Source organism: Aquabacterium sp. OR-4 (assembly GCF_025290835.2).
GTDB lineage: Bacteria > Pseudomonadota > Gammaproteobacteria > Burkholderiales > Burkholderiaceae_C > Pseudaquabacterium.
This window is the reverse complement of record NZ_JAOCQD020000001.1, coordinates 1,240,680-1,262,781: the sequence shown is the minus strand read 5'-3', so window position 1 is coordinate 1,262,781 and position 22,102 is coordinate 1,240,680. Positions and strand designations below refer to the sequence as shown.

Sequence of the window (22,102 nt, the reverse complement as noted above, 5' to 3'; positions counted from 1 at the left end):
GCGCGGAGTGGCTGCCTCGGGCGCTGCCGTGGCAAATGTCAGAGTTCGCCTTCCGGGCTGGGCGTCGACGACGCACGCACCGTGCCGGCGGTGGTCTCGCTCAGCACCACGCCTTCGCTCAGCACCACGCCCTCGCTCAGCACCACGCCTTCGCTCAGCACCACGCCTTCACTGAGCACCACGCCCTCGCTGAGCACCACGCCTTCGCTCAGCACCACGCCCTCGCTGAGCACCACGCCCGAGGCCAGTGGCACGCCGCTGCCGCTGCCCACCCAGCCGGCCAGCGTGTTGCTGGGCATGAAGACGCCGGTCTTGCCGTTTTTCGAGCTGGCGCCGGCCAGCGCGGTGATGCTGCGCACGCCGGGGGTAACCAGCGTGCCGCTGGTGGCCAGGCCATCGCTGAAGCTGCGCGGCACATAGCGGTGGTAGGCGGTGCCGGCCGGTTCGGGCCAGTAGCTCACGGTCTGGCGGCGCACGGTCTTGCCGCCCCAGGCCAGCCGCGGGTCGTAGATCGGCTGCCACTTGGTGAACAGGTCGCTGCCGGCCAGCACCTGGCGGCCGGCCATGATCACGAACTGCGACCAGGCAAAGGTCTGGCCGTTGATGGTGGACTGCGGCAGCGGCAAGGCGGTGGCGTTGATGGCCGTGCCTGCGCTCAGCGTGCCGGCCGCCAGGCGGTCGAGCGTGTCGGTGCGCAACGCCCTGGCCAGGCGCACCGCGCCCTCCAGGTTGAGCATGCCGGCGCCCTGATCCACCAGGCTGGCGTTGGGCAGCGGCTGGGCGGTGTACTGCAGGATGGCCTTGATCATCGGCGGGGTCAGGCCCGGGTTGGCCTGCAGCAGCACGGCCGCCGCACCGCTGACCACCGGCGCCGCCACCGAGGTGCCGCTGAGCAGCATGGCCGAGCGCTTGACCGCCTGCGTGCCCAGGCCGCTGACCAGCGCCGGGTAGGTGCGGGCCAGCAGATTCCAGGCGCCGGCCTCCGAGGTGGCGCCGATGGCCACGATGCGGTTGCCCGGCGCCACCAGGTCGGGCTTGATCAGGTTGTCGGGGTAGCGCACGCCATTGGTGTCGACCATCGCGCCGCGGGTCGGCCCGCGCGAGCTGAAGCCGTTGACCGTGTCGTCGCCACGCGCGTTGGTGGACTGCATGTGCGACGAGCCCACGGTGATCACCGACGGGTCGAGCCCCGGCGAGCCCACCGTGCCGTAGGTGGTGCTGCCGCTGGCCTGGCCGAAGTTGCCGGCGGCGGTGACCACGGTGATGCCGGCGGCAGCGGCACTGCGCACCGCGCGGGCCAGCGGATCGGTCTGCCACGACTCGGTGGAACTGGCCGCCAGGCTCAGGTTCATCACCCGGATGTTGTGGTTGCGGGCGTTGTGGATCACCCAGTCGATGCCGGCCAGCAGATCGGCCACGGTGCCCGAGCCATCGCTGGCCAGCACCCGCACATCGATGATCGAGGCGCCCGGCGCCACGCCGGCGGTGTCGGTCGGGCCGTTGTTGCGGCGTGCCGCGGCCACCGCGGCCACGTGCGAGCCGTGGCCGTAGGGGTCGTAGTCGAGGCTGGCATTGACGGTGATCGAGCTCTCGAAGGCCATGCGCTCGACGCTGCCCGGCGCAAAGCCGCTCACCGCCGCCGCGGCGCTGGCCTTGCCCACCAGGCTCACCTGGCGCACCACGCGCCTGGCGCCGGCGGTGTTCACAAAGCTCTCGTGCGAGGCCATCACCCCGGAATCGAGCACCGCAATGCCGATGCCGCTGCCATCCAGGCCGCTGTAGTTGGCCGAACTGCCGCTGTAGCTGCGCACCGCCGCGCTGGACGCGCCACTCACCAGCTCGAGCGTGCTCACCGCGCGGCGGGTGGCGCGGTTGGGCGAGACCGAGGCCACGTCATCGCGCTCGTCCAGCGCCTTCAGGCTGCGCGAGGGCACCGTGACCGACAGCGCGTTGATCGACGCGAAACGCGCGTGCACCGTGCCGCCAATGCGCTCGATGAAACGGCGCAGGCTGCGGAACTCGGGGTCGGCGCCCTCGCCGACGATCAGCGCGTCAACCATGCGCTGGCCGTTGTGCTGGCGCACCCAGCGGTGGCCCGGCTGCATCGGCGAGGCGGCGGCCACCTCGAGGTCGCGCGCCAGCTTGCGGTGCTTGGTCTGCCCGCCGGCGTGCACGCCCAGCCCCGACACCAGGGCCAGCGATGCGGCCAGCAGCAGCACCACGGGCCGCAGCAGGCGGCGCTCGATCAACACGATGAATGGGGTCAGAAAGCCCATCTTGCAGTCCTTTTGGCTGGGGCGCTTGTGTGCGGGGGCCGCTCAGCGCCAACGGCTCGCATCATGATCAAGACCCCGCCTGAATGGGGGGGATGCCGCGCCGGCGCGTGTGCAATTCGTCGTGCAGATGTCACGTCAGCAACAGCGTGCAAGCGGGCTCGGCCGATCGGGCGTCGACTTGAGCCTGGCCGTCGTGATGGCCGTCACGGCGAATGCATTGCGCGGCGCCAGTCTTGCTCGGCTGTCTTGCGCGCACTGGCTGGCGGCCGGCCTTGCGGCCGCCGAGCGGCCCCGGCGCACGGCATGCGCTAAGGTGGCCGGCCCCGCTTCAGATTCATTGGAGACCCCCATGCATGTGGCCGACGCCCTCGCTGCGCGCCGTTCGATCCGCGACTTTCTGCCCCGGCCGGTGCCCGGCGAACTGATCCGCAAGGTGCTGGCCACGGCGGCGCGCTCACCCTCGGGCGGCAATCTGCAGCCCTGGCACATCGATGTGGTGGCCGGTGCGCCGCTGCAGGACCTGCTGGCGCGCGTGAAGGCGGTGCAGGCCGCCGCCGCGGCCGGCCAGCAGGTGGAGCAGCCCGAGTACGGCATCTACCCGAAGGAGCTGGTGTCGCCCTACCGCGACCGGCGCTTCCAGATCGGCGAGGACATGTACGCCGCGCTCGGCATCCCGCGCGACGACCGCGCGGCGCGGCTGCGCTGGTTTGCCCGCAACTACGAGGGCTTTGGTGCGCCGCTGCTGCTGTTTTGCAGCGTGGACCGCCGCATGGGCCCGCCGCAGTGGAGCGACCTGGGCATGTACCTGCAAAGCGTGATGCTGCTGCTGCAGTCAGAAGGCGTGGACAGCTGCGCCCAGGAGGCCTGGTCGGTCTACCCGAAGACGGTGGGCGGGTTTCTGGGCCTGCCGGCCGAGCGCATGCTGTTCACCGGCATGGCCATCGGCTACCGCAACCCCGAGCATCCGGTGAACGCGGTGCTGGCCCAACGCGCGCCGCTGGCCGAGTTCGCCAGCTTCCACGGCCTGTGAGTCAGGCCCGGGCGTGCCGCAGCCGGCGGTGCGCACGGCGCGCATGCGGCACCCAGCCGTGGCCGGCCCAGCGCCGCCACATCAGCAGACCGCGGATCCACTCGTCGGCCGCATAGGCGATCCACACCCCCATCAGGCCCAGCCCGAGGTGGCTGCCCAGCAGCCAGCTGCCGCCGGCCAGCACCAGCGCAAAGCTGGCGGCGCCGGCCAGCACCGGGTAGCGCGCATCGCCCGCCGCGCGCAGCGCGTTCACCAGCACCAGGTTGAAGGTGCGGCCGGTTTCGAGCAGCGGCGTGATCCACAGCAGCGCGGCACCGGTGCGCACGATGGCCGCGTCGTCGGTGAAGCCGCGCAGCAGCTGCGGCCCGGCCAGCGCCGCCAGCACCGCCGCGCCGCCGCTGACCAGCAGGCCCACGCCCATGGCCTGCCTGACCAGGCGGTGCGCCTCGTGCAGGCGCCCTGCCCCGACCAGATGGCCCACCACGATCTCGGCCGACAGGCCGGTGGCCAGGCCGGTGAGCAGCAGCAGATGCATCACCTGCATGGTGTAGGCCTGGGTGGCCACCGCCGTGGTGCCCATGCTGCCCACCACCGCCACGCTGACCATGAAGGCCATGCGCCAGGCGATGTTCTCGGCCGCGCCGGGCAGGCCGATGTGCAGCACCGGGGCCAGCGTCTGGCGCGGCAGGCGCCACCAGTCGGCCAGCACGGTGCTCAGCCCCAGGCGCTGCTGCCACAGCTGGCGCAGCAGCACCAGGCCCAGCACCCGGCCGGCCAGCAGGGCCAGCGCAAAGCCCGGCAGGCCCAGGCCCCAGCCCCAGCTGGCCTCGGACATGGCCACCCAGGCCAGGCCCAGGTGCAGCAGCTGCGTGGTGACGATCACCCGCAGCGTGGGCCGGGCCTGCAGGTGCGAGCGCAGCACGCTGGCCTGGGTGGCGTTCCAGGCGTCCAGCAGCACGGCGGGCGCCAGGGTCTGCAAAAAGGTGGTGGCCAGCGGCAGCACCTCGGGCGGTGCATTCATCAGCCGCAGCAGCGGCGCGGCCCCCAGCAGCGCGCCCAAGGCGCCCAGGCCGCCGATCCAGGTGGCTGCGCCCAGCGTGGCGCGGGCCACGCGGTCGGCCTCGTCGCGCCGGCGGCCGCCCAGGGCCTGAGACACCACCACCCCCACGCCCGCGCCGACCACGCGAAAAAAGATGAACAGCATGGCCAGCACCTGGTTGGCCAGTGCAAAGGCCGCGCCATGCCGGTCGCCCAGGCGCGCCGCCAGCACCGTGCCCACCACGCCCACGGCGATGCCCAGCAGCAGCTCGGCAAACAGCGGACCGGCCAGCGGCAGCAGGCGCGGCCGGGCCATGAAACTGCGCGACGGCGTGCTGTTCACCGCACGCCCGCCGGGCGGCCGGGCCGCCGTGTGCCGACCGGCGACTCAAGCCGCCGTGTGCAGGCCGGCGACGCTGGGCGCCCAAGCGGCCGGTCACGGCGGTGGTCGCAGTCGAATGGGCACGGTGTCAAGCAGGTCTCCGGGCTGCGCCCTGCCGGGCGGCGATGGCCATGCGGCCAGGTTTTGAAAGCGCTGTCAGATTGTGCCCTGCCGCCATGAGGGCCAGGCCGATGGTGCTGGCGCCACGGTGACAGGGCCGGCGCCTGGCAGCCGCCAAACTGTGCCGCACAAAACCGCCCTGGAGACCCCGATGGACAACCACAGCCTGGCCCCGACCATCATGGTCGACAGCGAGCATCCCGAGGTGCAGGCCTTTGCCCGCCAGCATGGCCACGGCGCCACGGCGCGCGAGCGCGCGGTGGCGCTGTACCTGGCGGTGCGCGACGGCCTGCGCTACGACCCCTACCAGATCAAGCTCACGCCCGCCGGCATGAAGGCCAGCACCGCCATCCGCCACGGCCTGGGCTGGTGCGTGCCCAAGGCCACGGCGCTGGCCGCCGTGTGCCGAGCCGCCGGCATTCCGGCGCGGCTGGGCTTTGCCGACGTGCGCAACCACCTCAGCACCGAGCGCATGCGCCAGCGCATGCAGACCGATGTCTTCTACTGGCATGGCTACACCGAGATCTGGCTCGATGGCGCCTGGCGCAAGGCCACGCCGGCCTTCAACCTGTCGCTGTGCGAGCGCTTCGGCCTGCTGCCGCTCGAGTTTGATGGCGTGGCCGACTCGATCTACCACCCCTGCGACCGCGAGGGCCGGCGCCACATGGAATACCTGGCCCAGCGCGGCTGCTTCAACGATGTGCCACTGGCGGCCATGCGGGCCGACTTTGACCGCCACTACCCCGGCCTGCACGACACCGGCGGCGATTTTCTGGCCGACGTGGCCCGCGAAACCGGGGCCGCGGCGCAATGAGCGCCATCCCCGAAGGCTTTGTGCCGCTGCCCATGCCCAGCGGCTTCATCGCCAACAACGGCCCGCTGTACATGCGCCACGAGCCTCGGCCCGGGCAGGCCGGTGCCGATCTGGTGTTGATGGGCTTTCGGGTCGAGCCGCGCCACTGCAACCCGATGAACAACTGCCACGGCGGCTGGCTGGCCAGCTTCTGCGACATGGTGCTGCCGCTGTCCATCCACCGCAAGGCACCCGAGGTGGGCCACAAGTTCCTGCCCACCATCAACCTCACGCTCGACTACCTGGCCCCGGCGCCGCTGGGCTGCTGGGTGCAGGGCGAGGCCCAGGTGCTGCGCAGCACGCACAGCCTGGTGTTCGCCCAGGGCCTCATCACGGCCGACGGCGTGCCGGCGGTGCGCATGAGCGGGATTTTCAAGATCGGCAAGGCGTTTGTGCTCACTGGCGACGAGGGCGGCTGAAGCTCAGACACAGGTCGACTGACCGCTTGATGTCCCCGGTTTTGGCTTGCCAAAGCCGGCGCGAGGCCAAGGCCACCGGGTGGCCGGCTGACTCCATGCCCCCCCCGCAGGCCCGTCCGCCGCTCGGCTGGCTCGATCGCGGCACGCAATCACCAGCAACCCAAGCAGCAACCCAAGCAGCAACCCACCAAATAGCCAGACCCAATGATCAACATTGGCTCAATCAAACAAGTCAATGCTGCAACGCACATAAGATTCCGCCTGTCGCATCGATCGACGCAACCCACCCACACAAGGATTCGACATGTCGCTGTCGCTGATCAACACCCCCGTCCAGCCGTTCAAGACCACCGCCTTCGTCAACCGCGCCGGCAAGGGCGAGTTCATCGAGGTCACCGAAGCCAGCCTGAAGGGCAAGTGGTCCGTGCTGATCTTCATGCCGGCCGCCTTCACCTTCAACTGCCCGACGGAAATCGAAGACGCCGCCGACAACTACGCCGCCTTCCAGGCCGCCGGCGCCGAGGTCTACATCGTCACCACCGACACGCATTTCTCGCACAAGGTGTGGCACGAAACCAGCCCGGCCGTGGGCAAGGCCAAGTTCCCGCTGGTGGGCGACCCCACCCACGTGCTGACCAACGCCTTCGGCGTGCACATCCCCGAAGAAGGCCTGGCGCTGCGTGGCACCTTCGTGATCAACCCCGAAGGCCTGATCAAGACCGCCGAAGTGCACAGCAACGAGATCGCCCGCGACGTCTCGGAAACCCTGCGCAAGCTCAAGGCCGCCCAGTACACCGCCGCCAACCCCGGCCAGGTGTGCCCGGCCAAGTGGAAGGAAGGCGCCAAGACCCTGGCGCCCAGCCTGGATCTGGTCGGCAAGATCTGATCATCTTTCGATGATCCCGAGCGGGGCGGGCCGGCGGCCTGCCCCACTCCCCCCGCCTGAACCCTGCTTCAGGCCCTGCTGAAAGCTTCCTGCGGTGCCGCTGCACGGAGGTTTTCAACGGGGCCGGATGGCCCACGCCTGAACATCCGCGAAAGGACCGCACCATGCTCGACAGCAACACCCAAGCGCAGCTCGCCGCCTACTTCGAGCGCATCAGCCAGCCCATCGAGCTGATCGCCAGCCTCGATGACAGCGCCGGCGCGGCCGAGATCCGCGAGCTGATCAGCGAGATCGCGGCCATCGCCCCGGCCAAGATCAGCACCCGCTTCGACGGCAGCTTCGCGCGCCGGCCCAGCTTCCAGATCACCCGCGTGGGCCAGGACATGGGCGTGCACTTTGCCGCCGTGCCCATGGGCCACGAGTTCACCTCTCTGGTGCTGGCGCTGCTGTGGGCTGGCGGCCACCCGCCCAAGGTGGAGCCCGAGGTGCTCGAGCAGATCAAGGCCCTCGACGGTGATTTCACCTTCGAGACCTACATGAGCCTGACCTGCCACAACTGCCCCGACGTGGTGCAGGCCATGAACCTGCTGGCGGTGTTCAACCCGCGCATCCGCGCCGTGGCCATCGACGGCGGCCTGTTCCAGGACGAGGTCGAGGCCAAGCAGATCATGGCCGTGCCCAGCGTGGTGCTCAACGGCGCGGCCTTCGGCAACGGCCGCATGGAGGTGGGCGAGATCCTGGCCAGGATCGACACCGGCGCCGCCCGGCGCGAGGCCGCCAAGATCAGCGAGAAGGCGCCCTACGAGGTGCTGATCATCGGCGGCGGCCCGGCTGGCGCCGCGGCCGCGGTGTACGCGGCGCGCAAGGGCATCCGCACCGGCATCGTGGCCGAGCGCTTTGGCGGCCAGACCATGGACACGCTGGGCATCGAGAACTTCATCTCGGTGCTCGAGACCGAGGGCCCCAAGTTCGCCGCCGCGCTGGAAGCCCATGTGCGCCACTACGGCGTGGACATCATCACGCTGCAGCGCGTGGCCAAGGTCGACCCGGCGGCCATGCCCGGTGGCCACGCCACGGTGACACTGGACAACGGCGCCACGCTGAAGGCCCGCACCGTGATCCTGGCCACCGGCGCGCGCTGGCGCAACATGAACGTGCCCGGCGAGCACGAGTACCGCACCAAGGGCGTGGCCTACTGCCCGCACTGCGACGGCCCGCTGTTCAAGGGCAAGGACGTGGCGGTGATCGGCGGCGGCAACTCGGGCGTGGAAGCGGCGATCGACCTGGCCGGCGTGGTCAGGAGCGTCACCCTGCTCGAGTTTGCCGATCAGCTCAAGGCCGACCAGGTGCTGGTGGACAAGCTCAAGAGCCTGCCCAACGTCACGATCCATGTGAATGCGCAGACCACCGAGGTGACCGGCGACGGCCAGAAGATGAACGGCCTGAAGTACAAGGACCGCGTCTCGGGCGCCGAGCACCTGCTCGACCTGGCCGGCGTGTTCGTGCAGATCGGCCTGGTGCCCAACACCGAGTTCATCAAGGGCACGGTGGAGCTGAGCCGCTTTGGCGAGATCGTGGTCGACGCCAAGTGCCACACCAGCGTGCCGGGCATCTTTGCCGCCGGCGACGTCACCACCGTGCCCTACAAGCAGATCATCATCGCCACCGGCGAGGGCGCCAAGGCCGCACTGAGCGCCTTTGACCACCTGATCCGCACGCCGGCACCGGCGGCCTCGGCCGGCTGAAACGGGTGGCTTCCCGGGCCACCTGTCAAGCGGCCGCGGGCGGGTAGGATGCCGGGTTTCCGCCCGCATCCCCAAAGCCCCTTCCGTGTTCAAGAACCTGCTGATCTACCGCATCGTCCCCGAGTGGACGGTGGACTTTGTCGACCTCGACGCCGCGCTGGGCAAGGCGCGCTTTGCCGAATGCGGCGCCACCCAGCCGATGGCGCTGGGCTGGACCAGCCCGCGCGGCGACGCCCATGCGCCGCTGGTGGAATCGGTGGCCGGCCACTGGCTGATGAGCCTGATGGTCGAGCGCAAGCTGGTGCCCGGCTCGGTGATCAAGCGCCAGGTGGATGCGCTGGCCGCCAAGATCGAGCTGGAAACCGGCCGCAAGCCCGGCCGCAAGGCCAAGCAGGACCTGAAGGACCAGGCCATGCTCGAGCTGCTGCCCCAGGCCTTCACCAAGCGCGGCAGCGTGCGCGTGTGGATCGCCCCGGCCGAGCGCCTGCTGGCGGTGGATTGCGGCAGCCAGAGCAAGGCCGACGAGGTGCTCACCGCCCTCACCGAGGCCCTGCCGGGCTTTGCGGCACGGCCGATCAATACTGCGGTGTCGCCGGCGGCGGCCATGGCCGAATGGCTGGTCAGCGGCGAGGCGCCGGCCGGCTTCACCATCGACCGCGACTGCGAGCTCAAGGCCGCCGAGGGCGAGAAGCCCGCGGTGCGCTACGCCCGCCACACGCTGGAGATCGTGGAGATCCGCGAGCACATCGCCGCCGGCAAGCAGCCCACCCGCCTGGCACTGACCTGGAACGGCCGCGTCAGCTTCGTGCTGACCGAGGGCCTGCAGGTCAAGCGCATCGGCTTCGAGGACGGCGTGTTCGAGAAGCAGCCCGGCGCCAGCCGCGACGAGAACTTCGACGCCGACGCGGCCATCAGCACCGGCGAACTGCTGCCGATGATCGGCGACCTGCTGGACGCGCTGGGCGGTGAACAGGCGCTGGGCGAGCCGGCAGCCGGCACCGCCACGCCGGCCAGCGCCGCAGCGCCTGCCGCGGCACAGGCACCCGCACCGGCGTCAGCAGGCGGCGGCAGCACCAGGCCCCCGGCCAGCGACATTCCGCCCTGGGAAAACGAAACGGCGGCCTGAAGCCGCCGTTGAATCCGGTGCCCCGGGGCCTGCTGGCCCGGGTGGCACCACCTGCGCGAGATCAGGCCTGGCGACGGCGACGGGCCGCATGGCCCAGCAGGGCCAGCACGCCCAGCGCCATGGTCAGCACCGTGGCCGGCTCGGGCACGGCCGCCAGCATCTGGGCGCCCAGGATCTGGTGCGCGGCAGTCGTCGGGTGGATGCCGTCCCAGTACAGGAAGCTGGCCGGCGTGCAGCCCGCGCCGAGCGAAATGCAGCTCTGCGTGACGTTGGTGAAGCCGTTGAGCGGCGAGCCATCGGTGATGGCGCGCTGCGCCGACATGGCGTCAAAGAAGTAGAAGGTCTCGTCGCTCCAGCTCAGCGCCAGTTCGGCATAGGCCGTGGCCAGCTTGCTGTTGAACAGCTCCGACGCGTCGGTGGCCATGGCCGCGCCCACGGCGCCCGAGGCCCGGCCTTCGGGCGTCAGGCCCAGGTCGGGCAGGTTGGGCAGCAGGAACTCGCGTGCGCCCAGGTCGTGCAGCGAGCTGACGATGCTCTTGAGGTTGGCCACCGCGGTGTCGATGGACACGCCGCCACGCAGGTCGTTGGCGCCGCCCCACACAAAGTACAGCGCGCCCGAATCGGCCGCGCCACCGCCCAGCGAGGCCTGGAAGCCCGCCAGCTGGCTGAGCATGCCGGTGCCGGCGCCGCCATTGCCGTCGGCGCCGGTCCGGGCGCCGGCGATCGCCAGGTTGGTGAAGGCTGCGCCGGTGGTGCCCAGGCCCGCGGCCAGGTGTTCAACCGCCACCGGCCCATCGGCGAAGCGGCCCTGGTAGTACGGCGGCGGCGGGAAGGTGCCGCCGGTCAGGGCGTACAGGTTGCCGTCATCCGACAGGCTGTCGCCCACCACCACCAAACCCGAAAACGCGTGAACCGACGGCGTGGCTGCGGCCAGGCAGAGCAGCACGGCGGCTGCGACGGAACGTGCTTGAAAGCGATGCGGCATGGTGGGTGTGCTCCTTGGCAATGAATGCCGCACAGCATGAGGCCCGCCCATGCCCAAGCCCATCCCGATCACCCCCAGTCCCCCCCTTGATCACGGGGGCGGCGCTTCAGGTGCCCTTGCTCACCACGATGGTCGGGAACTTGCTGGAGAAGTCCTTGGCCTTCTCGGCGATCTTCACCGCCACCTGGCGCGCCATGCTCTTGTACAGCGCCGAGATCTCGCCATCGGGCTCCGACACCAGGGTCGGCCGGCCGGCGTCGGCCTGCTCGCGGATGCTGCGGTTCAAGGGCAGCGCGCCGAGATAGTCGATGCCCCGCTCGGCGGCCATGGTCTTGCCACCGTCGGCGCCGAAGATGTGCTCGGTGTGGCCGCAGTTCGGGCAGCAGTACACCGCCATGTTCTCCACGATGCCCAGGATGGGCACGCCCACCTTGTCGAACATCGCGATGCCCTTCTTGGCGTCGAGCAGCGCAATGTCCTGCGGCGTGGTGACGATCAGCGCGCCGGTGATCGGCACGCGCTGGCTCAGCGTGAGCTGGATGTCGCCGGTGCCCGGCGGCATGTCGACGATCAGGTAGTCGAGCTCGCGCCAGCGGGTCTGGCGCAGCAGCTGGTCGAGTGCCTGGGTGGCCATCGGGCCGCGCCAGATCATGGCCTGGTCGTCGTCGACCAGAAAGCCGATCGAGGCCACCTGCAGGCCGTGGCCTTCCATCGGCTCGATGCTCTGGCCGTCCACGCTTTCGGGGCGGCCGCTGATGCCCAGCATCATCGGCTGGCTGGGGCCGTAGATGTCGGCGTCCAGCATGCCCACGGTGGCACCTTCGGCGGCCAGCGCCAGCGCCAGGTTGGCCGCGGTGGTGCTCTTGCCCACGCCGCCCTTGCCCGAGGCCACGGCGATGATGTTCTTCACCCCCGCCAGCAGCTGCACGCCGCGCTGCGCGGCATGGGCCACGATGCGGCTGGAGACGTTGACACTGACATTGCCCACGCCCGGCACCTTGCGCGCGGCCTCGATCAGCTGCTTGCGCAGCGGGCCATGCAGGCTCTTGGCGGGGTAGCCGAGCTCGAGATCGAAGGCCACGTCGTCGCCGTCGATCCTGAGGTTCTTGAGCTGGCGGTTGCTGACGAAGTCCTTGCCCGTGTGGGGATCGGTGACGGACTTCAGCGCGGCAAGCAGGTCGGCTTCGACAACGGCAGTGGGCATGTTTCGGGCAGTCGTTTTCTGAGGGGCGCCGCCGTTGGGTTCAGCAGGCGAAGACGCGCGAGTCTATCCAAGCGCGCCGTGCCGCGGGCCGTCCCCCGGGCAAGTCCTGCCGCCGCGCTGAGATCTGGCCGATCAAGATCTCCCTACTCGATCAATCGAGTTCGCCCTGCGCCCCGGACAATTCTTGCCATCGCGCCCCACCCCATGCAGGAGAGTTGTTGATGTCCAGGCAAGCCTCGGCTGTATCAGGCCCCGCTGAACCTCCGCCCTCGCCCGTGCACGGGAATCCAGCTGTATCGAGACCCGCAACACGGGTGGGGCGCGATGCCTCGTCGCCCGGCGCGGCCGCGGCCTTCTTCCGCCCGGGCGTGGCGCTGTTCCAGCGTTTGCGCTTTCCGGCCAAGGCGGCGGTCATCTCGCTGTGTTTTGCGCTGCCCATCGCCATCTTGCTGGCGCTGCTGTCGGGCAGCATGACCGCCAACATCGAATTCGCCCGCAAGGAGCGCGATGGCGTGGCCGTGATGCAGCGCCTGACCCCGGCGCTGCAGGGCATCCTGGCCACGCGCAATGCCACCCGCGCCATGCTGGGCGGCCATGCCACGCAGACCGACTACCAGCAGGCCCGCGACACCACCGACGCCGCGCTGAAGGCCTTGCTGCAGCACCTGACCGACAGCCACGACCCGCTGGGGCTGCAGCCGCGCGTGCGCGAGCTGCACCAGCGCTGGCAGCAAACAGCCCAGTCCAGCCACGGCGTCGACGACAAGGGCCGCACCGTGTTCGGCCCGGTCAGTGCGGCCATGGTCGAGCTGCTGCAGCAGGTGGGCGACGACTCGAACCTGGTGCTCGACCCCGATGTCGACAGCTTCTACACCGTCAATGCGCTGGTGCTGACCCTGCCGCGACTGGCCGAAGACCTGGGCCAGGTGTGGGGCTGGGGCAGCTTTGCGGCCGCCAAGGGCGACTTCGGCAGCGCCGAGGCGCGCAACCGCTACATCGGCTGGATGGCCAGCGCCGCGGTCTATGCGCGCGATCTGCGGGCGCACCTCGAGCATGCCGCCAAGGCCAACCCGGACATCGCCGCCGCACTCGACACCGCACCGCTGGACGCGGCCCAGGCCTACCTCCAGCAGGCCGAGGCCATCGGCCGCGCGCCGGCCGAGCTGGCCGCTGCCGGGGTGTATGCCGGCGGCGGCCAGGCGATCGCGCAGCTGTTCAAGCTGTACGAAAAGGGCCTGCCCGCGCTGGACGGCCTGCTGGCCCAGCGCATCGACCGCCTGGCGCGCGAGCGCAACCTGGCCTTTGCCGTGGTGGGCGCCGGCCTGCTGCTGGCGGCCTACCTGATGCTGAGCTTCTACCGCGTGATGGATGGCGGTGTGCGCCGGCTCACCGGCCACATCGAGGCCATGCGCGACGGCTGCCTGGCCGAGCCGCTGCAGCCCGAAGGTGGCGACGAGATCGCCCGGCTGACCGACTCGCTGGAGCAGATGCGCGGCAACCTGCAAGGCATCGTGCGCGCGGTGCGCGACGCGGCCGACGCGCTGCAGGCCAGCGCCGAGCAGGTGAGCGGCGGCGCGGGCGATTTGTCCAGCCGCACCGAGGCCAATGCCGCGGCGCTGGAGGAAACCGCCGCGTCGATGGAGCAGATCGCCGCCACCGTCAAGCAGAGCGCCGATGCCAGCCGCACCGCCGCCACGCTGGCGAATGACAACGCCGCCACCGCCGGCCACGGCGGCGCGATGGTGGCCGAGGTGGTCACCACCATGGTGGCGGTGCGCACCGCCTCGGCGCGCATTGCCGACATCGTGGGCGTGATCGACGGCCTGGCCTTCCGCACCAATCTGCTGGCGCTCAATGCCGCGGTCGAGGCGGCGCGCGCCGGCGACCAGGGCAAGGGCTTTGCCGTGGTGGCCACCGAGGTGCGCGCACTGGCGCAGCGGTCGGCCCACGCGGCGCGCGAGATCCGCAGCCTGATCGGTGGCAGCGTCGACACCGTGGCGCAGTGCACCGAGCGGGTCCAGGCCGCCGGCAGCACCATGGCCGAGGTGGTGCGCAACGCCGATCGCATCAAGCGCCTGCTGGCCGAGATCTCCGGCGGCGCCAGCGAGCAGAGCGCCGGCGTGGCCCATGTCGGCAGCGCGCTGCAGGATCTGGACGGCAGCACCCAGCACAACGCCCGCCTGGTGCACGACACCGCGGCCACCGCGCACGCCATGCGCCAGCAGGCGCTGCGCCTGAGCGCGGGCGTGGCCCGCTTCAGCGTCTGAGCCGGGTGCGCCCGGCCCCTGCGCCGGGCAGGCGGCGCGGGCCGGGTGCCGCCAACTAGAATCGCGGGCTGTCTTTCCGGATGGTCGCCATGACCCGCAAGCTCTTCGTCACCACCGCCCTGCCCTATGCCAACGCGGCCTTCCACATCGGCCACATGATGGAGTACATCCAGGCCGACACCTGGGTGCGGGCACAGCGCATGCGGGGCGCGCAGGTGGATTTCGTCTGCGCCGACGACGCGCATGGCGCGCCGATCATGATCGCCGCCGAAAAGGCCGGCCTCACGCCGCAGCAGTTCGTGGCCGGCATCGCCGCCGGGCGCGCCCAGTACCTCGACGGCTTCCACATCGCCTTCGACAACTGGCACAGCACCGACGCGCCCGAGAACCACACGCTGGCGCAGGACATCTACCGCGCGCTGCGCAAGAACGAGCTGATCGAGGTGCGCTCGATCGAGCAGTTCTTCGACCCCGACAAGGGCATGTTCCTGCCCGACCGCTTCATCAAGGGCGAATGCCCCAAGTGCGGCTCGAAGGACCAGTACGGCGACAACTGCGAGGTCTGCGGCGCCGTCTACCAGCCCACCGAGCTGAAGAACCCGTTTTCGGCGCTGAGCGGCGCCACGCCGGTGCTGCGCACCAGCGAGCACTACTTCTTCAAGCTCAGCGACCCGCGCTGCGTCGAGTTTCTCGAGCAGTGGACGCAGGACGGCAAACTGCAGCCCGAGGTGGCCAACAAGGTCAAGGAGTGGTTCGCGCGCGATGACGACGGCAAGGCCCAGCTCGGCGACTGGGACATCAGCCGCGATGCGCCCTACTTCGGCATCGAGATCCCCGATGCGCCGGGCAAGTACTTCTATGTGTGGCTGGATGCGCCGGTGGGCTACCTGGCCTCGCTGAAGAACCTGCTGGACAAGCGCGGCGAGGATCTGGACGCCTACCTGGCCGACGCGCAGCGCGAGCAGGTGCACTTCATCGGCAAGGACATCGTCACCTTCCACACCCTGTTCTGGCCGGCGATGCTCAAGTTCAGCGGCCGCAAGGTGCCCGACCAGGTCTTCGTGCATGGCCACCTGACCGTGCACAACGAGAAGATGAGCAAGAGCCGGGGCACCGGCATCAGCCCGCTGCGCTACCTCGAGCTGGGCCTGGATGCCGAGTGGCTGCGCTACTACATCTGCGCCAAGCTCAATGCCCGCGTGGAAGATCTCGACTTCAACCCGGCCGACTTCATCGCCCGCGTCAACAGCGACCTGGTGGGCAAGTACATCAACATCGCCAGCCGCGCCGCGGGCTTTTTGAGCAAGCGCTTCGGCGGCCGGCTGTCGGCCGACTGCGGCGTCGAGGGCCGCCAGCTGCTGGACGGCCTGCGCGCCCATGCCGCCACGGTGGAAGAGCTGTACGAGACACGCGAGTTCGGCAAGGCCGTGCGCGAGATCATGCTGCTGGCCGACCGGGTGAACGAGTACGTCGACCAGCACAAGCCCTGGGAGCTGGCCAGGAAGCCCGAGGCCGACGCCCGGCTGCACGATGTGTGCTCGGTGTGCATCGAGGCCTTCCGCCTGCTCACGATCTACCTCAAGCCCATGCTGCCGGCGCTGGCCGTGCGGGTGGAGAGCTTCCTGAACGTGGCGCCGCTGCAGTTTGCCGACGCGCAGCGCGCGCTCGGCGCGCACACCATCGGCGCCTACCAGCACCTGATGCAGCGGGTGGACGCGGCCAGGCTCGAGGCGCTGCTCACGCCGCCCGAGCCGGCCGCCGCCGCTGCAGCCCCGGCCACCGCGGCGGCCACCCCGCCCGGTGGCGAGGCCGTGGCGGCCGAGATCGGCATCGATGCGTTCACCGCGGTCGACCTGCGGGTGGCCCGCATCGCCAACGCCGAGTTCGTGGACGGCAGCACCAAGCTGCTGCGGCTGACGCTGGATGTCGGCGAAGGCCGCATGCGCAACGTCTTCAGCGGCATCCGCAGCGCCTACCCCGACCCGGCCGCCCTGGTGGGCAAGCTCACCGTGATGGTGGCCAACCTGGCACCGCGCAAGATGAAGTTCGGCCTCAGCGAAGGCATGGTGCTGGCCGCCAGCCACGCCGACGAAAAAACCACGCCGGGCATCTTCATCCTCGAGCCCCACGCCGGCGCCGTGCCGGGCATGCGCATCCGCTGATCGCGGCCGCGCAGCGCACAGCGCGCCGTGGCCCGCACGGCGGCGGCCTCAGGGCGCCGACGGCCCCTCGGCGGCCCACAAGGGCAGGCGCACCAGCACCCGCGTGCCCTGCCCCGGCCGCGAGCGCAGCACGATCTCGCCGCCCAGTGCGGTGACCAGCTGCTGACAAATGGCCAGGCCCAGGCCGGTGCCGGGGTAATCGGCATGGCGCTGCAGGCGCTGGAAGGGCTTGAACAGCCGCGCCATCGCGTCCGGGGCCATGCCGATGCCCTGGTCGATCACCGACACCGTGGCCCAGCCTTCGTGCACGGCGGCCAGCACCCGCACCTGCGGCGGGCAGCCCGGCGGCACGAACTTCAGCGCATTGGCCAGCAGGTGCTCGAACAGCAGCTCCAGCGAGGGCCCGTGCCCGGCCACCACCGGCAGCGCAGCCACCTGCACGCAGGCGCGCAGCGGTGGCGGCAGCGCCGCCAGGCGGCTGGCCAGCACGGCATCCAGCGGCACGGCCACCGCCGGCGGCAGCGACAGGCGCTGCACCTGGGCGTACTGCAGCACATCGTCCAGCAGGCCGCGCATGCGCACCGCCTCGGCGTCCACCACGGCCAGCCAGACGCGAGCCTGTTCCGGCAGCGCGGCGCCATGGTCGGCCTGCACCAGCGCATTGAACTGGGTGATGGCGTTCAGCGGCCCGCGCAGATCGTGCGAGGCCGCATGCACGAACTGGCGCAACCCGGCATGCGCCTGCTCGAGCTCGGCGCTGCGCTGGCGCAGGCGGTTGTTGTCGGCACGCCAGGCAGTGACCGCGGCCGACAGCAGCAGCGCCGGCACCAGCACGGCGGCCACCGCCAGGTACACCAGGCCCAGCTCCCACTCGGCCGTGGCCGGCGGCGGCAGCAGCACCCCGGTGCCCAGCGCCGTGGCCACGGTGAGCGACACCACCAGCGTCAGCAGCGCCACCGCGGCGCTGTCGAGCAGCATGGCCGCGGCAATCAGCGGCAGCGCCACATACACAAAGGGGTACGGCATGCTGGCCATGCACAGCAGGGCCAGGCCCACCGCCAGCGGCAACAGGACCAGGGCGCGGGTATCGCGCAGCATGTCGCCCAGCACCACCCACGGTTGCCGCGCCAGGCTCAGGCCCAAGGGCAGCACCGACACCGCGCCGATGGCGCTGCCCTCCAGCCAGGTCAGGGCCACCAGGCCGGCGTCGGGCCGGCCGAGCACACGAAACAGCAAGCCCACCAGCGTGGCAGCCACCAGTTGCGGCAGCAAGGCGCCGCGCAGCAGCACGCGCAGCAGCACCGCCGGCGTGCGCAGCGGCGCATGCGTCAGGCCGGCGCGGCGCAGCAGCCAGCCGGCCAGCGCCACCTCCAGCAGATTGGGCAGCAGCAGCAGGCCGATCAAGGACCAGCCGTCGCCCCACCAGCCATTGGCCACCATGTTGGCCAGGCCGGCGCCGGCCAGCAGCCAGGGCCAGTGCCGCAAGGGCTGCCGCACCAGCAGCACGGCGGCCAGCGCGTTGGCGTACCAGACGTTGGCCACCGAGCCCGGCTCGCGGCTCAGCGCGATCGACAGCATGGCGGCGGCGCCGTAACCCAGCACCAGCAGCAGCAGCAGCGCCGGCAAGGGCCAGGCGGGTTCGGCCTGATCGGGGAAGCCGCCGCCCACCTCGGCCGCGGCGGCATCGGCCGGGGGCGGCAGCAGCAGATCGAAGTCCGGGCCGCGATCAGGCACCGGCGCTCCTGCCGGGACGTGTGGCCCGCCGTTTCAACCAAAGGCCCGCCGCCGCCAGCAGCGCCAGCGCCAGCAGCGCCAGTCCCCACAGCACGGCGGCCGGTGGCTCGCCGTCGTCCACCGCCAGTGGGGTCAGCCACTGGTCGAGCACCCGCTGCCGCTCGCGCGGGCCCACCCGCCGGATGCCACGGTTGATGATGTCCACCAGCTCGGGCCAGTCGGCACGCACCGCGAAGCTGAGCTGGTACTCGAAGCCCACCGGGCCATCCACACGCAGCCCGCCCATGCGCTGCGTGCGGCTGATGAAGGCCACGCTGGCCACATCGGCCACCACCGCCTGCACCTCGCCACGCTGCAGCGCGGCCAGCGCCACGGCATCGTCGGCCAGGGCCACCCAGCGCACCTGGCGGTAGCGCTGGCGCATCACCGACTCGACCGCATAGCCCTCGCCCAGGGCCACCGGCACGCCGGCCAGCTCGGCCAGCGGACGCACCGCATCGGTGGCGCGCCGCACCAGCACCGCCGGCACCGCCACATAGGGCTGGCTGAAGCGCAGAAACTGCGCGCGCTCGGGTGTGGGCCGCAGCGACGAGATCAGGTCGATCTGCCGGTTGCGCGCGGCGGCCAGCAACTCGCGCAGCGGCGCTGCCGGCTGCTGGGCCACCACCAGCCCGGTGCGCGCCTGCACCAGGCGCAGCATGTCGACCGACAGGCCATCGAGCTGGCCGTCGGGGCGCACGAACACGAAGGGCCCGTAGTCGCGCTCGGGGCCAAAGCGCACCGGCTGACGGCTGGCCAGCCATTGGCGCTGCGCGGCCGTCAACTCGTCGGCCGCCGCTGGCGCGGTGGCGGGCGTGGCTACGCTGCTGCTGGAGCTGCTGCTGCCGGTATCGGCGCCCGGGCCTGCCGGCGCGGCCTGCGCCGCCGGCCCGCCCAGCGCAAGCCACGCATGCAATGCCACGGCCAGCAGCCCGGCGCACAACGGCCGTTCATCAGCGCACCACCGCCAGCGCACGCGCGGCCTCCAGATCGAGCGGCTTGACCAGGTAGCCCGACACGCAGCGGTGCTGGGCTGCGCGGGCGCGGTCGGCGGGATCGGGCGAGGAGCTCAGCATCACCACCGGCACCGCGGCCTGGCCGCGCTCGGCACAGGCCCGCTCGTGGCTGGCCAGGAACTCGAAGCCGTTCATGCCGGGCATGTGGATGTCGAGCAGGATCAGGTCGACCGCCGCCGCCTCGGGCTGGGTACTGGCCAGGAAGTCGAGCGCCTTGCCGGCCGAGTCGAAGGTGATCAGGCGCGCCACCACACCCGCCCGCTCCAGCATGATGCGAGCGAAGAGCAGATCCACGTCGCTGTCGTCGACCACCACCACCGTATTCAGCATGTGCGCGCCCGCAGCCTGCGGTGCAGCCGCGGGCTGAAGTGCATCGTATCGGCAAACCGCTCTGGCGGCTTGACCTATGTGAACGCCTCGTCGGCTTCGCGGGCCGTGCCCGGCAGGCGCAAGGGCCGGTGATAGCATTTGTGAACCATGCCCGCCCGCCCTGTTGTCGGCCTTCGCACGGCGCATCCGTCGGCGCGCCGCCGCTACCTGGCACGCATCCAGCATGGTGGCCCTCCGGCGCGCAAAGCTGTCGCTCATCGCCACACTGCGCCGGAGGCTGCATGCCAGTTCGAGTTCCGCTCCACCCCTTCCGTCCCCGCCTGCTCGACACGCTGAGCGGCTACTCGCGGCAGCAGTTCGCCGCCGACCTGGGCGCCGGCCTCACGGTGGGCATCGTGGCCCTGCCGCTGGCCATGGCCTTTGCCATCGCCAGCGGCGTCAAGCCCGAGGCGGGGCTGTTCACGGCCATCATCGCCGGCTTCCTGATCTCGGCGCTGGGCGGCTCGCAGGTGCAGATCGGCGGCCCGGCCGGGGCCTTCATCGTCATCGTCTACGGCATCATCGAGCGCTACGGCCTGGCCAACCTGCTGATCGCCACCTCGCTGGCCGGCGTGCTGCTGTTTCTGATGGGCTGGCTGCGGCTGGGCGCGCTGGTGCGCTACATCCCGGTGTCCATCGTCATCGGCTTCACCAACGGCATCGCGGTGCTGATCGGCCTGAGCCAGGTGAAAGACCTGCTGGGCCTGGCCATCGACAAGATGCCGGGCGATTTTTTCAGCCAGATCGCGGTGCTGGCGCGCCAGGCCCACACGCTGAACCCGGCCGCGCTGCTGGTCGGCCTGGCCTGCCTGGCGCTGGTGGTGCTGTGGCCCAAGTCGTATGCCATGCCGGTGGGCCCGGTGGGCCTGCCGGCCCGCGCGCGGCGCCTGGCCGCGCATGTGCCGGGCACCATCGTGGCGCTGGTGCTGGCCACGCTGGCCACGCTGCTGCTGGGCCTGCCGGTCGAGACCATCGGCAGCCGCTTTGGCGGCATTCCGCAGGCGCTGCCGCAGTTCGCGCTGCCCGAGCTGAGCTGGGCCACGGCCAAGCTGCTGGTGATTCCCACCATCACCATCGCGCTGCTGGGCGCCATCGAGTCGCTGCTGTGCGCCCGCGTGGCCGACAACCTGGCGCCGCAGCATGCCCGCCACGACCCCAACCAGGAGCTGATGGCCCAGGGCCTGGCCAATCTGGTGACGCCGTTTTTCGGCGGCATTCCGGCCACCGGCACGATCGCCCGCACGGTGACCAATGTGCGCGCAGGTGCGGCCTCGCCGGTGGCCGGCATCGTGCACGCTGCCACGCTGCTGGCGGTGGTGCTGGTGGCCGCGCCGCTGGCCCTGCATGTGCCGCTGGCGGCGCTGGCCGGCATCCTGCTGTTCGTGGCCTGGAACATGGGCGAGTGGCGCGAGTTCGCGCGGCTCAGGCACTTTCTGCTGCCCTACCGCGCCACGCTGCTGGGCACCTTTGTGCTGACCGTGGTGTTCGACCTGACCGTGGCGGTGGAGATGGGCCTGCTGATGGCCTGCGGCTTCTTCATCTACCGCATGAGCACGCTGTTCACGGTGCAGCCGCATGCCAGTGCCGCGCCGCTGCCGCCCGGCGTGGTGGCCTTCGAGCTGTTTGGCTCGCTGTTCTTCGGCGCGGTGGGCAAGATCGAGCGGCTGCCCAGCCAGGTGCCGGCCGGCACCCGGGCGGTGGTGCTGGAGATGCACCGCCTGATCTCGATGGACACCTCGGGCCTGGACGCGCTGCGCCAGCTGCACGGCGCGCTGCAGCGCCAGGGCGCGGCCCTGGTGCTGGCCAACGTGAACCCGCAGCCGCTGGGCCTGGTGCGGCGCTCGGGCTTCGAGGCCGAGATCGGCGCCGAGCAGATCGTGCCCAGCGTGGCCGATGCGGCCCTGATCACGCCGGCACGGGCCGACGCCGGCACCACGGCGGCTGGCTGATCAACGCCCGCCGCTGCGCCTGCGCGGCGCGCTTGGCGGCGAGAACGGTGCCTCGTCGGTAAGGTAGACCTTGGCGTAGGTCAGGATCACATCGCGCAGCAGCAGCCGCTGCTGGCTGGGCAGGCGCAGGTAGGTGTCCAGAACCTCGCGCTCCGGCAGGCCCATCTGCTCGTCCCAGCGCTTGCTGTACTCGCGCACCGACACGGCCACCTGTTCCCCGAAACGCAGCACCTGCGGCTCGATCTTCAGCCATTCGGCCAGGGTCTGCAGCTTGTCCTGCGTGGGGATGGACTTGCCGTTCAGCCAGTTCCAGGCGGCCTGCTGGCTGATGGGCTTGCCGCCCCACCAGCGCACGTTGAACTCGTGCTCGATCACCGCGGCGCTCTGCTCGTAGCCAGCCGATGCCAAGGCGGCCCGCAACCGGCTGCTGAACTCGCTCTTCTCGCTCATTCAGCGACGCTAGACAGCCGTCGCGCCCAGACCATCATTTCACTTGATAATC

At 70.8% G+C, this 22,102-nt stretch carries 17 protein-coding genes; 9 read left to right on the top strand and 8 right to left on the bottom strand.

What is annotated here, in order from left to right; translation table 11 throughout:
- Window positions 1-38: 38 nt before the first annotated feature.
- Window positions 39-2,276: a S8 family serine peptidase gene (locus N4G63_RS05380; RefSeq protein WP_260785726.1), complete on the bottom strand. Its 2,238-nt coding sequence runs from the start codon at window positions 2,274-2,276 to the stop codon at window positions 39-41.
- A gap of 349 nt (window positions 2,277-2,625) precedes the next feature.
- Here N4G63_RS05380 and N4G63_RS05375 point away from each other — a divergent pair, with 349 nt between their 5' ends.
- The gene (locus N4G63_RS05375; protein WP_314599428.1) at window positions 2,626-3,306 is read left to right on the top strand and encodes a nitroreductase; all 681 of its coding nucleotides are present in this window, start codon (window positions 2,626-2,628) and stop codon (window positions 3,304-3,306) included.
- Between the two features lies 1 nt (window position 3,307).
- Here the strand turns inward: N4G63_RS05375 and N4G63_RS05370 are convergent, their stop codons facing one another.
- Window positions 3,308-4,660: an MATE family efflux transporter gene (locus N4G63_RS05370; RefSeq protein ID WP_260785727.1), complete on the bottom strand. Its 1,353-nt coding sequence runs from the start codon at window positions 4,658-4,660 to the stop codon at window positions 3,308-3,310.
- A 337-nt stretch (window positions 4,661-4,997) separates the two neighbouring features.
- Between N4G63_RS05370 and N4G63_RS05365 the strand changes: the two genes are divergently transcribed.
- The 5 genes from N4G63_RS05365 to N4G63_RS05345 all read left to right on the top strand — a co-directional run bounded on the left by N4G63_RS05365 (window position 4,998) and on the right by N4G63_RS05345 (window position 9,875).
- Window positions 4,998-5,660: a transglutaminase-like domain-containing protein gene (locus N4G63_RS05365; RefSeq protein ID WP_260785728.1), complete on the top strand. Its 663-nt coding sequence runs from the start codon at window positions 4,998-5,000 to the stop codon at window positions 5,658-5,660.
- Window positions 5,657-6,118, top strand: a complete 462-nt coding sequence (locus tag N4G63_RS05360; RefSeq protein ID WP_260785729.1) for a PaaI family thioesterase — start codon at window positions 5,657-5,659, stop codon at window positions 6,116-6,118. The genes N4G63_RS05365 and N4G63_RS05360 overlap by 4 nt, the downstream gene beginning before the upstream one ends.
- A 310-nt stretch (window positions 6,119-6,428) precedes the next feature.
- Entirely contained in the window at window positions 6,429-7,004 is a 576-nt protein-coding gene (gene ahpC, locus N4G63_RS05355) for an alkyl hydroperoxide reductase subunit C (RefSeq protein ID WP_314599730.1), read from the top strand.
- Window positions 7,005-7,168: 164 nt separating this feature from the next.
- Complete coding sequence (ahpF, locus tag N4G63_RS05350) at window positions 7,169-8,749, top strand: alkyl hydroperoxide reductase subunit F (RefSeq protein WP_260785730.1); 1,581 nt, start codon at window positions 7,169-7,171, stop codon at window positions 8,747-8,749.
- A gap of 85 nt (window positions 8,750-8,834) precedes the next feature.
- Complete coding sequence (locus N4G63_RS05345; protein WP_314599427.1) at window positions 8,835-9,875, top strand: recombination-associated protein RdgC; 1,041 nt, start codon at window positions 8,835-8,837, stop codon at window positions 9,873-9,875.
- Window positions 9,876-9,936: 61 nt separating this feature from the next.
- On the opposite strand, the gene N4G63_RS05340 is transcribed toward N4G63_RS05345, so the two are convergent.
- Together N4G63_RS05340 and apbC are read right to left on the bottom strand one after the other, a co-directional pair.
- The gene (locus N4G63_RS05340; protein ID WP_314599426.1) at window positions 9,937-10,860 is read right to left on the bottom strand and encodes an SGNH/GDSL hydrolase family protein; all 924 of its coding nucleotides are present in this window, start codon (window positions 10,858-10,860) and stop codon (window positions 9,937-9,939) included.
- A 106-nt stretch (window positions 10,861-10,966) separates the two neighbouring features.
- The gene (gene apbC, locus N4G63_RS05335; RefSeq protein WP_260785733.1) at window positions 10,967-12,064 is read right to left on the bottom strand and encodes an iron-sulfur cluster carrier protein ApbC; all 1,098 of its coding nucleotides are present in this window, start codon (window positions 12,062-12,064) and stop codon (window positions 10,967-10,969) included.
- A 314-nt stretch (window positions 12,065-12,378) separates the two neighbouring features.
- Here apbC and N4G63_RS05330 point away from each other — a divergent pair, with 314 nt between their 5' ends.
- A complete protein-coding gene (locus tag N4G63_RS05330; RefSeq protein WP_260785734.1) occupies window positions 12,379-14,331 on the top strand; it encodes a methyl-accepting chemotaxis protein in 1,953 nt (650 codons plus the stop codon).
- Between the two features lie 89 nt (window positions 14,332-14,420).
- A complete protein-coding gene (gene metG / locus N4G63_RS05325) occupies window positions 14,421-16,493 on the top strand; it encodes a methionine--tRNA ligase (protein WP_260785735.1) in 2,073 nt (690 codons plus the stop codon).
- Window positions 16,494-16,541: 48 nt separating this feature from the next.
- Here metG and N4G63_RS05320 read toward each other — a convergent pair whose 3' ends face one another.
- Genes N4G63_RS05320 through N4G63_RS05310 form a run of 3 tightly spaced genes read right to left on the bottom strand, consistent with a single transcriptional unit; the run spans window position 16,542 to window position 19,612 of the window.
- Window positions 16,542-18,227, bottom strand: coding sequence for a sensor histidine kinase (locus N4G63_RS05320; protein ID WP_314599425.1), 1,686 nt, complete (start codon window positions 18,225-18,227; stop codon window positions 16,542-16,544).
- Window positions 18,220-19,188, bottom strand: a complete 969-nt coding sequence (locus N4G63_RS05315) for a transporter substrate-binding domain-containing protein (RefSeq protein ID WP_260785738.1) — start codon at window positions 19,186-19,188, stop codon at window positions 18,220-18,222. The genes N4G63_RS05320 and N4G63_RS05315 overlap by 8 nt, the downstream gene beginning before the upstream one ends.
- Window positions 19,189-19,219: 31 nt before the next feature.
- The gene (locus tag N4G63_RS05310; protein WP_260785739.1) at window positions 19,220-19,612 is read right to left on the bottom strand and encodes a response regulator; all 393 of its coding nucleotides are present in this window, start codon (window positions 19,610-19,612) and stop codon (window positions 19,220-19,222) included.
- 281 nt (window positions 19,613-19,893) lie between these two features.
- Between N4G63_RS05310 and N4G63_RS05305 the strand changes: the two genes are divergently transcribed.
- Complete coding sequence (locus N4G63_RS05305) at window positions 19,894-21,600, top strand: SulP family inorganic anion transporter (protein WP_260785740.1); 1,707 nt, start codon at window positions 19,894-19,896, stop codon at window positions 21,598-21,600.
- Here N4G63_RS05305 and N4G63_RS05300 read toward each other — a convergent pair whose 3' ends face one another.
- Window positions 21,601-22,050, bottom strand: a complete 450-nt coding sequence (locus N4G63_RS05300) for an XRE family transcriptional regulator (RefSeq protein ID WP_260785741.1) — start codon at window positions 22,048-22,050, stop codon at window positions 21,601-21,603.
- Window positions 22,051-22,102 lie beyond the last annotated feature (52 nt).

What these genes read in the sequence shown, in the direction of transcription:
- N4G63_RS05360 (WP_260785729.1), top strand. Translation starts at nt 5,657, where the DNA reads ATGAGCGCCATCCCCGAAGGCTTTGTGCCGCTGCCCATGCCCAGCGGC.
- N4G63_RS05380 (WP_260785726.1), bottom strand. Translation starts at nt 2,276, where the DNA reads ATGGGCTTTCTGACCCCATTCATCGTGTTGATCGAGCGCCGCCTGCTG.
- ahpF (WP_260785730.1), top strand. Translation starts at nt 7,169, where the DNA reads ATGCTCGACAGCAACACCCAAGCGCAGCTCGCCGCCTACTTCGAGCGC.
- N4G63_RS05365 (WP_260785728.1), top strand. Translation starts at nt 4,998, where the DNA reads ATGGACAACCACAGCCTGGCCCCGACCATCATGGTCGACAGCGAGCAT.
- N4G63_RS05370 (WP_260785727.1), bottom strand. Translation starts at nt 4,660, where the DNA reads ATGGCCCGGCCGCGCCTGCTGCCGCTGGCCGGTCCGCTGTTTGCCGAG.
- N4G63_RS05305 (WP_260785740.1), top strand. Translation starts at nt 19,894, where the DNA reads ATGCCAGTTCGAGTTCCGCTCCACCCCTTCCGTCCCCGCCTGCTCGAC.
- N4G63_RS05340 (WP_314599426.1), bottom strand. Translation starts at nt 10,860, where the DNA reads ATGCCGCATCGCTTTCAAGCACGTTCCGTCGCAGCCGCCGTGCTGCTC.
- N4G63_RS05375 (WP_314599428.1), top strand. Translation starts at nt 2,626, where the DNA reads ATGCATGTGGCCGACGCCCTCGCTGCGCGCCGTTCGATCCGCGACTTT.
- metG (WP_260785735.1), top strand. Translation starts at nt 14,421, where the DNA reads ATGACCCGCAAGCTCTTCGTCACCACCGCCCTGCCCTATGCCAACGCG.
- apbC (WP_260785733.1), bottom strand. Translation starts at nt 12,064, where the DNA reads ATGCCCACTGCCGTTGTCGAAGCCGACCTGCTTGCCGCGCTGAAGTCC.
- N4G63_RS05300 (WP_260785741.1), bottom strand. Translation starts at nt 22,050, where the DNA reads ATGAGCGAGAAGAGCGAGTTCAGCAGCCGGTTGCGGGCCGCCTTGGCA.
- N4G63_RS05310 (WP_260785739.1), bottom strand. Translation starts at nt 19,612, where the DNA reads ATGCTGAATACGGTGGTGGTGGTCGACGACAGCGACGTGGATCTGCTC.